The organism is Microbacterium memoriense (assembly GCF_025398275.1).
In the GTDB taxonomy this organism is placed as follows: domain Bacteria; phylum Actinomycetota; class Actinomycetes; order Actinomycetales; family Microbacteriaceae; genus Microbacterium; species Microbacterium memoriense.
In genome coordinates, this window is record NZ_JAODOR010000011.1 from 24,866 (window position 1) to 38,792 (window position 13,927).

Consider the following 13,927-nt stretch of genomic DNA (forward strand, 5'->3'; position numbering starts at 1 on the left):
TCCACGAATGGGCAGCGTGTCCTGGGGCAGGGTGGTTCTTCCGCACGCGTCGACTGTGGTCGGCGCGTGGTGGCACGCGCTCGGAAGCGGGCGATTCTTCACCTGGTGGAGCGCGCTTGTGTCGTTCATCATCATGGGACTGCTCGTCGTGCCCGACTACGGTGGCACGACTCTTCTGTCCTACGCAGATGCCGCCATCGTGTCGGTGCTTGGCTGGGTGCTGCTGGCCATCCCCTTCCTCGGCGTCGCCAGGCTTGAACGGCGCCTGCACTCGCGCGGCGCGCGCGCGGCGATCGTGCTCGCCGCGCTCGTCGCGGTCTCGGCAGCACGCCCTCTGGTGAACCAGTCGCTCAGCATGTGGCTCTTCGACGAGCCCACGATCGGTGGCTGGCCGGTGCGCTTCGCCACCAATCTCGGCATCACGCTCGCGGTCTTCTCCTTCGTCGCCGTTGCCACCGCGCAGTACTACGAAGATCGGCAGACCACGCAGCGGCTCGCGATCGCACTTGCCCGTATGGATGCCACGAGACACCGCGCCGCGCTCTACGAGGCGGGCGCGCGGCGCGCGATCGAACACATGGTCGGCGGACTGCGGGCACAGCGCGACGTGCTGCTGCGCGGCGAGCTCACCTTCGAAGCCGTGCGCGCCTACGCCGATCTCGTGCGTGCCGCCAGCCACCAGCTGGGCGACATGGCGACGACGAGCCTCGCCACCGAGCCCTCGACGCAATCTGTCGTTGTGGCATCCATTGCGCCGGTACGCAAACCCCTGCTCGAACGGCTCTCGCCCACGCCGGTCTTCTGCGTCAGCCTCATCTACGTCGTCATGTGCGCCCCATTCGGCTTCGCCGCCGGCGGCATGGTGCTGGTGCTCGCCATGTTGGCCGTCATGCTGCCGCTGGACGCCCTCGTTGGAGTGATCCTGCGCGCGAGCATGCGTCGCATCACCGGGGCAACCGGCGGGCTCATCTTCATCGGCGTCTGGACCTTGGCCGGCATGGCGGCGGTTGTCGCAGGTGACGTGCTCATCCCGGGCCTCGGGATTCTGGGGCTCGTCCCCTTCATTGCACTGCCGGCCGCAGCGATCATCATCAGCGCCACGATCGACGCCTACCGCAGCGCCGCCCGCGCCGAGGCCCGGGCGACGGCAACACTGGCGCGCAACGCGCTCGCGCTCGCCAAGCGAGCCCGCACCGTGCGCTCACCACTCGAGGCCGCGATCGGTGTGCTGCACGGCGGCGTGCAGGGTCGCTGCGTCATCTTCGCCGCACGCGTCGACGAGTCCGGCGCCACCCCCGCCGACATCGCCCGCTTCCGCACCGAAACCGACGCCGCCTTCGACGAGATCATCGGGCTGCGGCCTGTGCCCGCGCCAGGCGACCTCGAGGGGCTGCTCGCCGTCTGGCGCGACGTTGTCGACGTCGCGTCCCACTTCGCGAGCGAGGTGCACCCCATGCTCGACGACGCAGTCACGCAACACCACGTCTGCGACATCGTCAACGAAGGCCTCGTCAACGCCGTCAAGCACGGGGGAGCGCGCCACGTACAGGTCGGACTCGATACGACCAGCGACGGCAACCTGCGCGTGCGCGTCACATCTCCGGGAGTGCTCGCACACGCGGCATCCGTTGGCGGGCGCGGCATCGCCGCCCTGCCCGGTGCGGCACACCTCTCTCAGCGTGGTGCGAACGTCGTGCTGGAGGTGGTGTTGCCCACCGCCGACTCCGTGAAATCGGTGACATCTGTTGGTCTTGTGGACCCGCTAGGATCGGCTCACTTCGTCGCTCGATGACGCGCGGCACGCCCCGACCCACTCCGGAGACGCGACGAATCATGTCTGTGCGCTACAAGGCTGTCATTCCCGCCGCTGGACTCGGCACCCGCTTCCTTCCCGCCACGAAGGCGATGCCGAAGGAGATGCTGCCCGTTGTCGACAAGCCTGCCATCCAGTACGTCGTCGAAGAAGCCGTTGCCGCCGGCATCCGCGACGTGCTCATGATCGTCGGGCGCAACAAGAACAACATCGCCAACCACTTCGACTCGGTACCCGAGCTCGAGACGGCCCTCACCACGAAGGGCGACCACGCCAAGCTCGGCACGGTCGCGCACTCGTCGAAGCTCGCCGACATCCACCTCGTTCGCCAGGGCGAGCCGCGGGGCCTCGGTCACGCCGTGCACCGTGCGAAGTCGTTCGTCGGCGATCACTCGTTCGTCGTGATGCTGGGGGACGACCTCATCGATGAGCGCGACCCCCTGGTGCCGACGATGCTCGCCGTCCACGAGCGCACCGGCGCCGCCGTCGTCGCGCTCATGGAGGTCGACCCCGAGCACGTGCACATGTACGGCGTCGCCACGATCGCCGGCCAGGAAGACGACGGGTCGGTGCGGATCGTCGACCTCGTCGAGAAGCCCGCGCGAGAGGATGCCCCGTCGAACCTGGCGGTCATCGGTCGCTACGTGCTCTCGCCAACCGTCTTCGAGGTGCTCGAACGCACGCAGCCCGGCAAGGGCAACGAGATCCAGCTGACCGACGCGTTGCGTGAACTTGCGCGCGACCCCGAGGGCCCCGGCGTCTACGGCGTCGTGTTCTCCGGGCGGCGCTACGACACCGGTGACCGCGTCGACTACATCAAGGCGATCCTGCAGCTCGGCGTCGAGCGCGAAGACCTCGGTCCGGACCTGCGGCCGTGGCTGAAGGAGTTCGCCGCGACTCTCTGAATCGTCCGGGCTGGGGGAAGAGTGAACCCCCAGCTCCGCGGGGGGGAAACGCGGCGTCGGGGGTTCACGCCCTCACCGTCATCTTCGCCGTGACGCGAACCACCGGGGGTTGGTTCGCGGGGAGGGGTGTTGCCCTTCCACAATAGGGACGCTCTCGGGGCCGCGATAGAGGAGCGGACATTTTCCTCTTAAATCTCGCTGGAAAACGAAGATGAGAGAAATCTCATCGTCACCGATGCTCGCGCGCGGCCGACCAGCAATCCGATGCACGCGCCCGCGAGATTCGCGGCGACATCAAAGGCGCTCGGTGGGTTTGGTCCCCGGCATCCACATGCCGTAGTGTTGACCTTTGGTGTTTCGGCTCAGCTGACCCGGCACCACGAACGTGAGCCCTCCACTGGCGTGTTTCACGGGCATCCGCCCGGAGAAACCACCCCGGAGTGGGATTCACGAACACCTCCGTTCGAATCAAGAAAGCAGCACTACTGTGACGCGCACATACACCCCCAAGGCCGGTGAAGCCACCCGCGAGTGGTTCGTCATCGATGCGACCGACGTCGTCCTCGGACGCCTCGCCACGCACGCCGCCGTTCTCCTCCGCGGCAAGCACAAGGCCACCTTCGCCCCCCACATGGACATGGGCGACCACGTCATCGTGATCAACGCGGGCAAGGTCGCACTGACCGGCCAGAAGCTCACGCAGAAGAAGGACTACCGCCACTCGGGTTACCCGGGCGGACTGCGGTCGACCACCTACGCCGAGCTCCTCGAGAAGAACCCGATCCGCGCCGTCGAGAAGGCGATCCGCGGAATGCTCCCCAAGAACAGCCTGGGTGCCCAGCAGCTGTCGAAGCTGAAGGTCTACACGGGCGCCGAGCACCCGCACGCGGCCCAGCAGCCCACCCCGTACACCTTCGACCAGGTCGCCCAGTAAGCGCGCCGAGAGATATAAGGACAACTCATGGCGAAGATCGCTGAAACCATCGAAGACGCTCCCGAGAGCTACACCACGGAGACCGAGGCGGCACCTGCCGTTTCCGCTCCCCGCCCGGTGCTCTCCGTTCCCGGCGCCGCTGTCGGCCGTCGCAAGCAGGCCATCGCCCGCGTGCGCCTGGTCCCCGGCACCGGCGTGATCACGGTCAACGGCCGCACGCTCGAGGACTACTTCCCCAACAAGCTGCACCAGCAGCTGATCAACGACCCGTTCACGGTGCTCGACCTCGTCGGCGCGTACGACGTGATCGTGCGCATCTCCGGTGGTGGCCCCTCGGGCCAGGCCGGTGCCCTGCGCCTCGGCATCGCGCGGTCGCTGAACCAGATCGACGAAGAGAACAACCGCGCCACCCTGAAGAAGGCCGGATTCCTCTCGCGTGACGCCCGCGTCATCGAGCGCAAGAAGGCGGGTCTCAAGAAGGCCCGCAAGGCTCCGCAGTACTCGAAGCGCTAATCCGCTCCATGGCGCTGTTCGGTACGGACGGTGTGCGAGGGCTGGCAAACGGCCCCCTCACCGCTGACCTCGCGCTCACCCTGGCCCAGGCGACTGCTGTCGTCCTGGGCCAGGGGCGTATCGCCTCGGCACGGACGGCGGCCGGCAAGCGGCTGAAGGCCGTCGTCGCGCGCGACCCGCGCGTGTCGGGTCAGTTTCTCTCGGCTGCCGTCGAGGCGGGGCTCGCCTCGTCGGGCGTGGATGTGTTGGATGCCGGTGTGCTGCCCACCCCGGCTACCGCGTTCCTGATCGCCGACATCGACGCCGACTTCGGCGTGATGATCTCGGCATCCCACAACCCGGCCCCCGACAACGGCATCAAGATCTTCGCGCGCGGGGGCGTCAAGCTTCCCGACGACGTCGAGCAGCGCATCGAAGATGCCATGACCGGCGAGAAGCTGCGGCCGACCGGCGCGGACGTCGGTCGTGTCGAACGATTCTCGGATGCCGAGGACCGCTACGCGATCCACCTGCTCGCGTCGCTGCCGCACCGCCTCGACGGCCTGCACGTCGTGCTCGACTGCGCTCACGGCGCGGCATCCGGGGTCTCTCCGGAAACGTTCCGCAACGCGGGCGCCCGCGTCACGGTGATCGGCGCCGATCCCGACGGCATCAACATCAACGACGGCTACGGGTCGACGCACCTCGAGCGGCTCTCGGCCGAAGTACTCCGCACCGGTGCCGATGTCGGCATCGCGCACGACGGGGACGCCGACCGCTGCCTCGCCGTGGATGCTGCCGGCACCGTCGTCGACGGCGACCAGATCATGGCCGTGCTCGCCGTCGCGATGAAGCGCGCGGGGCGGCTGAAGGACAACACGCTCGTGACCACCGTCATGAGCAACCTCGGGCTGCACCGGGCGATGGACGCCCACGGCATTCACGTCGAGACCACGGGCGTCGGCGACCGGTACGTGCTCGAGCGCATGACCGCCGGTGGCTACTCGCTCGGTGGCGAGCAGAGCGGCCACGTCATCATGAGCCGCTTCGCGACGACCGGCGACGGTGTGCTGACCGGGCTCCACCTGTGCGCCGAAATGGCTCGCACGGGCCGGACCCTCGCCGATCTGGTGTCGGTCATGACGGTGTTCCCCCAGGTGCTCATCAACGTGCGGGGTGTCGAGCGCACGCGGGCTCAAGACGCCGATGTGCTCGCCGCGGTCGAGGCGGCGACGCTCGAGCTGGGCGACGCGGGCCGGGTGCTGCTGCGCCCGTCGGGCACCGAGCCGATGGTGCGCGTCATGGTCGAGGCCGCGTCGCAGGACGACGCTCAGCGTGTCGCCGAGGAGCTCGCTGAGGTCGTTCGCGGCTGACGCAGTGCGAGGATGGGAGCGCAACGAGGCGACTCCCGCACAACACCTGGAGCGGAGGCGCCGCGCCGGGAGGGGAAGCTGATGTCTTCGGTGCACGAATTCAATGCGGCGATTGCCGCACGAGAAGCCCGAGAGCGCGGTGACGGTGAGCGCATCGCTGAGCTGATGAACCTGCATCCGCTCGAAATGTGGTTCGGCCTCCCGCCCTCGGAATTGCAGCTCGTGCTCGAGTCGGGCAGCGCTGCCCTCGCCGAATCGTCACCCGTCGGCCATGCCGTGCTCCAGTTGCTCTCGGCCGATCGACTCGGGCTCACGGGCGCCGCGGAAGTGACGGAGGACGATCGCATCTCCCCGTTCGTCGACGCTCTCAAGAAACGGCTGAGTGGTGACGCAGTGGCAGCGTTGGCCCTTTTCGAAACTGCCGAGCTGGTGACCGCACCCGTACCGCACGTATTCGACGCGACGCGGGGACTGCGGGCTTTTTCTGTCGCGCAGACGGGACTCACGGCGATGCTCGCGGGGCAACTCGGCGATGCACTCGCCTATTTCGAGAAGGCTCTGGCGTGCCCCGTGCCGCGGGCGCTGACCTTCTTGCACCGAGAGTCGCATCTGCGGGTGGCGCTCATACATGCGCTGTACGGCGGGCAGGACACCGCTCTCGTCCACCTCGCTGCGGCGGCACGCGTGGAGCGCTCAGACAGCTGGGCAGAGCTGGGGCTCGATGCCGAGACAGTCCTTGTTGAGGCTCTCCTCGCGCCGGCCGTCGAGGCCGAGGAGTCGCTCGAACGCGTCGAGGCGCTCCCGATCGCGGCAGAGCTATGGCCCTTTCACATGCTGGCTACCCACAAGCTGTCCGTCATTGCCGGACATCCGGCACGGGCGCGCGATCGCGCCGCGCACTTCGAGCGAGCGGGAGTGGTCGGTCCTGCGGCCACGGGTGTTGTGGGTAGTGCGCTGCCGTGGATCCGCTTCTACGACGCGATCGCGACCGGTGACCTCTCGCGCGCGGCGACAGAGCTTGACCATGCCGACCGTGACCTGTGGCAGACCGCTCACTTTCAGGCGATTTTGGAGGTGTCACGCGGGCGTCCGGCCGTCGCGGTGCGGATTCTGTACGATTACGCGCCACACACCAGCGCGCTGCCGAAGGCTGAGGCGCAGCGGTTGACCGTGCTCGCGGTCGCGCGGCACGCAGAGAGCGATGCCCCCGCTGCCGAGGATGTGCTGGTCGCCGTCGCGCCGCACCTGACGGCGTACTCGGGGCGACTCATGGAGTTCCTCTCGCCCGACCTCGCCGCACGTGCCGCTGAGCACGTCGACCGGTGGCCGGTCGTCACCGAGGTGCCGGGCAGCGATGCTCGCGTCGGATCATTCGACTTCGAGCCTCTTCGGGATCGTGAAATGGATGTCCTGCGCGCGATGGCGACGCAGCAATCCCGCGGAGAGATCGCTGAATCCCTCTTCCTGAGCGTCAATACGGTAAAGACGCATCAGCGGTCGTTGTATCGCAAGCTGCGCGTGAATTCTCACGCGCAAGCGCTGGATGTCGCTCGCCGACGCGGCTTGATCTGAGCTCTCAGCGTCGGCGAGCCAGCGGGTGATCCGCGGGTGAAAGGCACGCTCACCCCGCGGGAATCGAAGATGAGAGCGTTCTCACAAAGTTAGAGTCGAGATGACCTTCGGCCCGTCTTCGAACGAGCGCGGGAGGTCACACCTCTGGGGAGGATCTCCCGCGGCACTCGTCGCGTGAGCGCTCTCGCGCACGTTGCGCCGAGCGCTGTTTGGCGCGCCTTCCCAGCACGACTTCAGGGGAGGACGTTGACGATGTCTACACAGAGTGGGGTGCGCGCACGCGCACCATTCAGATTGTGGATCGCGGGGCTGTTGGCGGCACTGCTTGCGGTGGGCGGCCTGGCTGCTCCTGCGCATGCCGCAAGCGGCGTGATCACGGTGTCACCGCTCAAGGGCACCAGTGAGCACGGCGGTCAGCCCGTGCTGAACGAGGCAGGCCAGTACAGCTTCCAGATCGGATACGGACGCATGTCCGACGGAGAAGTCGTCATCGTCGACGTCCCCGAGGGACTGACGATCCCTGCCGGAGCGCTCGTCGTTCCTGTCGGCAACCAGGGAGTCTCCTCGCTCGCGCTCACCGCCCAGGGGGATCTCGCCATCACGTTCGCGAACCCGTTCCCCACGTCGGTTGAACAGGGTGTGCTTGACCTGCAGTTTGTCGTCGACGCTGTCACCGAATCTCAGGTCCGCGAGTTGGTCTGGACGGCTGGTGGAAAAGAAACGCGACAGCGCGTCTACATCGTCGAGCCCGGCGACTGGCCGACCGCCACGGCAACCGCCTTCGACAAGTCGTCGACCAGCGGAGCCTTTCCGGTCACCGTGGACGCGGGCGCGGTGGTCCTGGCATCCACTCTTCTCGATACGGAAATCAGCTACACGGTGACGGTGAGCAGCACCGCTGCCCGCAGCGCGGATCTCGTCGATGTGCTCGATGCGGGATTGGAATATGTGCCGGGTTCGCTGACCGGACGAAAGATCGTGCGCGACGGCGATGGGCTCAACCCCGTCACGGCGGTCCTGTCCGGGCTCCCCGCGATCAGCGGGAGCACGTTCACGCACGCCTTCGCGGCCGAGGCCAACTCGATCTACACGTTCGAGTACCGGGCGCGCATCGCTGACGCGGCCGCGCTCGGAGACTTCCGCGATCAGCTGCAGGCGAAGTACGACGCGCTCGCCGGCAACCCCGACGGCGGGACCTATCGGGTGGAGCTGGGTAACCGTGCATCCTTCGGCGGGCAATCCGACACCTCGGCGCGCGACATCAGCGGCACGGTGAGTGCGGCGCCCCAGCCCCAGGTGGGCTCCGCGTTCGGCAAGAGCGTGGATGTGAGCAGTGTCCCCGTCGATCATCCGGCGGTCACTGCCGAGACGCACACGACGGGCGCCCTCGCGTCAGCCATTCCTGTCACCTATACGCTGAAGGTCGATCTGACACCGTGGGCTGCCTTCGACGGCGGGCGCTACGCCCTGACCCGCAACGTCGTGATCCGCGACCAGCTGCCCGACAACGCCAGCTGGCGAGAAGGCGAGGCGGACTTCCTCGTCGTCACCGACGCGCAGGGCGACACGGTGCCGTTCCGCCTGGCGACGGGTCTGGTGGGAAGCACAGAGACAGCGATCGCCGCTGATAAGTACATCGGGACCTACGCGATCGACGGACAGAACCTGTTCCTCAACATCGGCCGGGACACCACGACGTCGTACGACGTCGCCATCAAGGCGCAGATCGATGACGTCACCGGTCGCCAGAACGGGGAAACCCCGCTGACCACACGCTTCGCCGTCACGAACACGGGCTACTTCATCTACAACAACGCCACGGGCGACACCTGGACGCAGCGCTCGGCCACCACGACGGTCACCGCGCCCAAGGACACTTCCGGCGGCGTCACCGACCCGCAGACTTTCGCCAAGACCGGCCCGCCGTCGGAGGTCGTCGGCACGGTCGGCACATCCATCACCGTCCCCTTCACCTTCACCGTGGCCGACGGCACCGGTGATGTCACGAAGTCGGTCATCACCGACCACATCGACCACACCGCGCTCGATGTCACCGCAGAGAACCTCGCCGACATCTCTGCCGACATCTCGGTGACGTACGGCTATTTCGCCACAGGTGCCCTCGACTGGTCCGGAACGCCGATCCTCGACGCCAGCTACTGGGACCTTTCCGTCACCGGCGGGGGTGACCTGGAGTTTCGCCTGTCGCAGAAGTTCGCCGATGCGCTCGCCGAGAAGAACGTCGGAAAGACCCAGCGACTCATTGTGACAATTCCGGTGCCTACGAAGCCGTTCCAGGCGAAGGGCACGCTCGACATCGTCAACAGCGCGTCCTTTGCCGGGGCATCCAATGACGTGGTCTATCTCTCGAGCACCCGGGCATCCGCCACGACGTTCGGGAACGAGATGGAGGTCTCCAAGCGGGTTTACGATTCTGCGAACGATCGCTTCACTACCAACCTGCGCGCAGAGCTCGACACCGATGACGCCCTGGTCGAGGACACATTCATCTATCGTGTCGACCTCATCCCGCACGGCAGCTTCACCAATATGGTCGCCGATGTCGTTGACGTTCTGCCCGCCGGCATGAGCTTCGTGGGCTGGGTCAACAGCGCTGACCTTGCCGCAGGCACCGTCGTACCCGGGAATACCCATGTGCTCGAAGGCAGCAACCTTCGCGCAACGTTCGACAGCCAGACTCAGACGGTCACCGTCGCACGGGGAACGCTCGAGCGCGGCGTGGTCGCATCGCTCTATTTCGCCGTCCGTCTGGACGACCCGCAGAAGAACGTCGGCGTGGTGAACGTCATCGGTGGCACGTCAGCGACCATCACTCCTGCCGATGGATATCCGCTGGAGATCCTCAAGCGCGACAGGGAAAACGCGACCGTCGTGATCGACGACACCGAGGCGCGCTTCGACGTGCTGGCCGAGGACAAGGTCACGGTCGTGATCTCCGACCTGCGTGTCGCCGCAGGACGCCTGGTGACGGCGTCGGGGGAGAGCCCCGTCGTCGAGACCGCGGGTGTCTACTGGGTGCACGAGCGTGTGGCACCGTATGGCTACGCCCGGACGGCGGAACTCGCGCGCGTCGACGTAGACGAAGACGAAGGCGCAGCCGCCGTCACGATCTACAACACGCCGATCGACCCGACGTACGCGATCGGTGACTACACGTGGATCGATGTCGACCGCGACGGCCTTCAGGACTCTGGCGAGCCGGTGCTCCCGGGAGTCGCCGTCGAGCTCCTGATGAACGGCAGGGTCATCGCTGAGACCGTCACGGATGAGGACGGGCTCTACCTGTTCGACGAACTGGCGCCCGGCACCTACCAGGTGCGGTTCACGTTGAGCGCGGCAGCTGCCGAGAAGTACCAGTTCACTGGAAATGTCTCCGGCACCGACTCCGTCGACAACTCCGATGGCGTCACCGGCGTCGATCCGGCCATCGCCACCACCGGTGACATCGTGGTGGGACCGGACCGTGAAGAGGCGTTCGGCGAGTACGACGCGCAGACCTACACGGCCACGCAGGGTGTCGACCCGACGTGGGATGCGGGCGTCGTCCGCAAGAGCGTGTCGGTGGGCGACCTCGTGTGGGTTGACACAGATCGCGACGGAATCCAGGCAGCGCAGGAGCCCGGCATCCCCGGGGTGAAGCTCATCCTCACGGGCCCGGGTGGGGCCGCCGTCACAGACGTGTTCGGGGAGCCCGTTGTGCCGGTGCGCACCGACTCAGCCGGTATCTACACGTTCGATGATCTGCCGGCGCTCCCCTCGGGGCAGCACTACACGGTGACGATCGACCAGGACGATGCGGGGACTCAGACGGCGCTTGCGCCCTACGTGCCCACGCGCGCCGAGGCGGGAGACGATCGCGCGATCGACTCGTCGACCTGGACGGCGACCTCGATCGATCTCACCGACGACGGCGATCGCGACCCGACGCTCGACTTCGGTTTCGTCGCCAAGACCTATGCGATCGGCGACCTCGTCTGGATCGACGCCGACCGCGACGGCATCCAGGACGGCAGCGAGCATGTGCTGCCCGATGTCATCGTGGAACTGGTGCAGGACGGTGTGGTGATCGCCACCACGCGTACCGATGAGAACGGGCTCTACGTGTTCGATGAGCTACCCGCCGGCACGTACCAGGTGCAGTTCACCCTGACCGACGCGCAGGCAGCCACGTACGCATTCACCGGGCAGGACGCGGGATCGGACGGTGCCGTCGACTCTGATGCCGATGTACGCACCGGACGCACCGTTACCGTGGTGCTCGATGATCGGAACACTGCTCTGACGACGGAGTACCGCTTCCGGGAGATCGTCGCGAGCCAGGGAATCGACCCGACGTGGGATGCGGGTGTCGTGGTCATCGAGGCGGAGCCGACACCGGAGCCGACCCCGGATCCGGAACCCACGACGGATCCGACGCCTGAGCCGACGCCGACGCCGACGCCGACCGCGCCGGTGCCGTCTTCGGCAGACCCGGGGACGCCGACCATCGACGAGTTGTCAGCGACCGGTGGATCACCGATCCCCGTGATCGGGTGGACCCTCGGGGGGCTGCTGTTGCTGGTCGTTGGAGCGATGCTGGTTCTGCGCCGCCGCGAACGCGAGACGCTGCAGAGCTGATCCTCCGCCCCGATCAGGCGCCGAAGCGAGCGAACCCGAATCTCGCTCGCTTCGGCGCCGTCGTCGGTGCCACGGGACCCCGTGGCGTCGATGTGACGGACCCCGCTACAGTGGGGCCAGTTCGCGCCACCTGCCGCGGACTCGTTCGGGGGGACGACGATGGGGACATCACTGAGGTTGATTCAGGCTGGTTGTGTTGCGGTATCCGTCATGGTCATATTGGTCGGCTGCGCGGCGGCCGGACCGGCGGAGCCACAGCCGGCGACCGAAGCATCACCCTCGGTGAGTGCCACGCCCGAGCCCGCGCCGGAACTGACGGCGGCGGACATCGCCGTGTGGGTCACCGAGGCCGAGTGGTCGTACGCTCCCGACGGGCTCGGAACACCGCACACAGTGGCGCTCACCGGAGGCGTCGGCAGTGATGACCTGGGTCGTCCGTATTCGCTCGGCGAGGCGGTCGGCGCCGATCTCGACGGTGACGGCGTCATAGACGCGGCGATCCCGATCACCATGGTCGACGGGAACGCGGTGCACGAGCTCTGGTACATCTGGCGCGGGATCGGCGTGGACAGCGACCCGGTCGCCGAGCAGGTGATCTATCCGATCTCGCGGACCACCCGCTGCGGCGACGTGACTCGCGCGGTGACCGCCGTCGACGGGGGGCTACAGCTCGATGTCGTCCTCTGGATGCCGCACACCGACGCCGCGCGCTCCTGCGCCGAGGGCGGGACCGGCGTGCTCACCCGCGTGATTGAGCTTTCGGAGATCGAGGGTCAGTTCTACCCCGTGCAGACCGCGCCGGTCACCGCGTGGGGCGGGGTCTGTCCGCCCACTGAATGGCTCGATGGATCGCCCGAGATGGGGCTCGCGACCCGCGTCGCGCCGCCCGCCTCGGCGCCGGCGGCGACCGATCCGAACCGCTCGGCCGCCGTCTTCGGCCTGCGCGAGGCGCCGCTGTTGACGGCCGGGGGTGGATCGTTCTTCGGGTTCATCCAGGACTACGTCGAAACCGACCCGGTGCGCATGCACTGCGCCTTCGCGGATTGACGCGGATGGCGGTCGCGCCGCTGAGGACCGACGACCTCGGTGCGGCCAAACTTGAATAACTCCTGTAACCCCTGGGTCGCGCCTATTCCTGCCCGGCGGCGTCCTGCAACGAGGCGATCAGCAGGAGAAGCGAGGCAAGGAGCCGCCCGAGGTCTCCGCCCACGAGCTCGTGCAGTGCTCGAAGGTCGTTCCGACGCACAGCATCGACGAACGCAAGCGGCTCGTCCGGGAGAGGGAGGCGCGCATTGTCTACAAGAGTCGCGACATCTTGCCCGTCAGTGGCGTCCTCGACCCAATTGCATAGCTCAGCGACGATGTCCTCCGCGCCGAGGGACCCCATGGCGTCGAAAGCGGCCACGATCCGCGAATCGTCTTCGCTGCGGACAGCCTCTACGGCCCGGCGCACCGCCTCCTCATACTCGTCCATCACGTCGCTCGCTTTCTCCACTGGATTCTGATGTCGTCAAGTTCATTCAGGAGCAGCAGGCCGTCGATACCCTTCATCGCAAGGCCTAGCAACTCCGATCCCGGGGTGAGGTCCACGATCGCCCCGGTCACCGTCCACAGCATTTCGACCGAGGCGCTTTGGGACGCTTGCCATGCCGCCTCTTTCTGATCACGCCTGTGCTTGTGCGTGTTTTTCGCCTTCACGCCAGAGTAGAGGAGCTTGGCGATCACCAACCCGGCGCCGACCGCCAGCGCAGCTGGCGCGGGGGTAAACATCGCCGCGACGCCGAGTCCCGCGAACACAAGATCGCCCCACACCCATCCGGACCCGCTCTTGCGGCCGGCGCGACGTTCCGCGGCCGAGCTGGCTCCGAGCCGCGAACGCGAACCGGTGCCCGCGCCCGAACCAGTACCTCTGTCAGAACCAGGAAAGTGTTCTAGTCGGTACTCGACGATCGCCTTTCGGGCGCGGGTACGCTGCTCCAGGGCTTCCACGACGGAGCCCTGCGCCCGACCCAGTGCGGAGAAGATCTCATCGGCAGTGGAGCTCGCATCCGCGTGCTCCTCTTCATCCATCCGCCGCACGAGCCGCGCGATTTGTTCTACCCGGCTGATATTGATCGGCGAGAGAGAGTCATCGAGGCCACTGTGCGCCTTGTTCAAATCGCTGATGAGCTGTCCGACCGTGTAGTCCTCAGGCATCTCG

General features: G+C 67.1%; 10 protein-coding genes. 8 read left to right on the forward strand and 2 right to left on the reverse strand.

Annotated features, from left to right (window positions below; genetic code table 11):
* The first annotated feature begins 16 nt into the window (after positions 1 to 16).
* From N4R40_RS09515 to N4R40_RS09550, 8 genes are all read left to right on the forward strand, one after another.
* The gene (locus N4R40_RS09515) at positions 17 to 1,792 is read left to right on the forward strand and encodes a sensor histidine kinase (RefSeq protein ID WP_261607137.1); all 1,776 of its coding nucleotides are present in this window, start codon (positions 17 to 19) and stop codon (positions 1,790 to 1,792) included.
* 41 nt (positions 1,793 to 1,833) lie between these two features.
* Entirely contained in the window at positions 1,834 to 2,718 is an 885-nt protein-coding gene (galU, locus tag N4R40_RS09520; protein WP_261607138.1) for a UTP--glucose-1-phosphate uridylyltransferase GalU, read from the forward strand.
* A 487-nt stretch (positions 2,719 to 3,205) separates the two neighbouring features.
* Positions 3,206 to 3,652 carry a 50S ribosomal protein L13 gene (rplM, locus tag N4R40_RS09525; RefSeq protein ID WP_261607139.1) on the forward strand — a complete coding sequence of 149 codons (447 nt, stop codon included), beginning with the start codon at positions 3,206 to 3,208 and terminating at the stop codon, positions 3,650 to 3,652.
* Positions 3,653 to 3,679: 27 nt separating this feature from the next.
* Complete coding sequence (rpsI, locus tag N4R40_RS09530; RefSeq protein ID WP_261607140.1) at positions 3,680 to 4,165, forward strand: 30S ribosomal protein S9; 486 nt, start codon at positions 3,680 to 3,682, stop codon at positions 4,163 to 4,165.
* 8 nt (positions 4,166 to 4,173) lie between these two features.
* A complete protein-coding gene (glmM, locus tag N4R40_RS09535) occupies positions 4,174 to 5,517 on the forward strand; it encodes a phosphoglucosamine mutase (RefSeq protein ID WP_261607141.1) in 1,344 nt (447 codons plus the stop codon).
* A gap of 81 nt (positions 5,518 to 5,598) precedes the next feature.
* Positions 5,599 to 7,089, forward strand: coding sequence for a helix-turn-helix transcriptional regulator (locus tag N4R40_RS09540; RefSeq protein ID WP_261607142.1), 1,491 nt, complete (start codon positions 5,599 to 5,601; stop codon positions 7,087 to 7,089).
* Positions 7,090 to 7,359: 270 nt separating this feature from the next.
* Complete coding sequence (locus N4R40_RS09545; protein ID WP_261607143.1) at positions 7,360 to 11,727, forward strand: SdrD B-like domain-containing protein; 4,368 nt, start codon at positions 7,360 to 7,362, stop codon at positions 11,725 to 11,727.
* A 282-nt stretch (positions 11,728 to 12,009) separates the two neighbouring features.
* Positions 12,010 to 12,774 carry a hypothetical protein gene (locus tag N4R40_RS09550; protein WP_261607144.1) on the forward strand — a complete coding sequence of 255 codons (765 nt, stop codon included), beginning with the start codon at positions 12,010 to 12,012 and terminating at the stop codon, positions 12,772 to 12,774.
* A gap of 82 nt (positions 12,775 to 12,856) precedes the next feature.
* Here the strand turns inward: N4R40_RS09550 and N4R40_RS09555 are convergent, their stop codons facing one another.
* On the reverse strand, positions 12,857 to 13,204 hold the full coding sequence (locus N4R40_RS09555; RefSeq protein WP_261607145.1) for a hypothetical protein: 348 nt from the start codon (positions 13,202 to 13,204) through the stop codon (positions 12,857 to 12,859).
* Positions 13,201 to 13,923, reverse strand: coding sequence for a hypothetical protein (locus N4R40_RS09560; RefSeq protein WP_261607146.1), 723 nt, complete (start codon positions 13,921 to 13,923; stop codon positions 13,201 to 13,203). The genes N4R40_RS09555 and N4R40_RS09560 overlap by 4 nt, the downstream gene beginning before the upstream one ends.
* Between the last annotated feature and the right edge of the window lie 4 nt (positions 13,924 to 13,927).

Excerpts from the sequence above, each read along its gene's own strand:
- N4R40_RS09540 (WP_261607142.1), top strand. The coding sequence starts at position 5,599 with ATGTCTTCGGTGCACGAATTCAATGCGGCGATTGCCGCACGAGAAGCC.
- glmM (WP_261607141.1), top strand. The coding sequence starts at position 4,174 with ATGGCGCTGTTCGGTACGGACGGTGTGCGAGGGCTGGCAAACGGCCCC.
- N4R40_RS09560 (WP_261607146.1), bottom strand. The coding sequence starts at position 13,923 with ATGCCTGAGGACTACACGGTCGGACAGCTCATCAGCGATTTGAACAAG.
- galU (WP_261607138.1), top strand. The coding sequence starts at position 1,834 with ATGTCTGTGCGCTACAAGGCTGTCATTCCCGCCGCTGGACTCGGCACC.
- rpsI (WP_261607140.1), top strand. The coding sequence starts at position 3,680 with ATGGCGAAGATCGCTGAAACCATCGAAGACGCTCCCGAGAGCTACACC.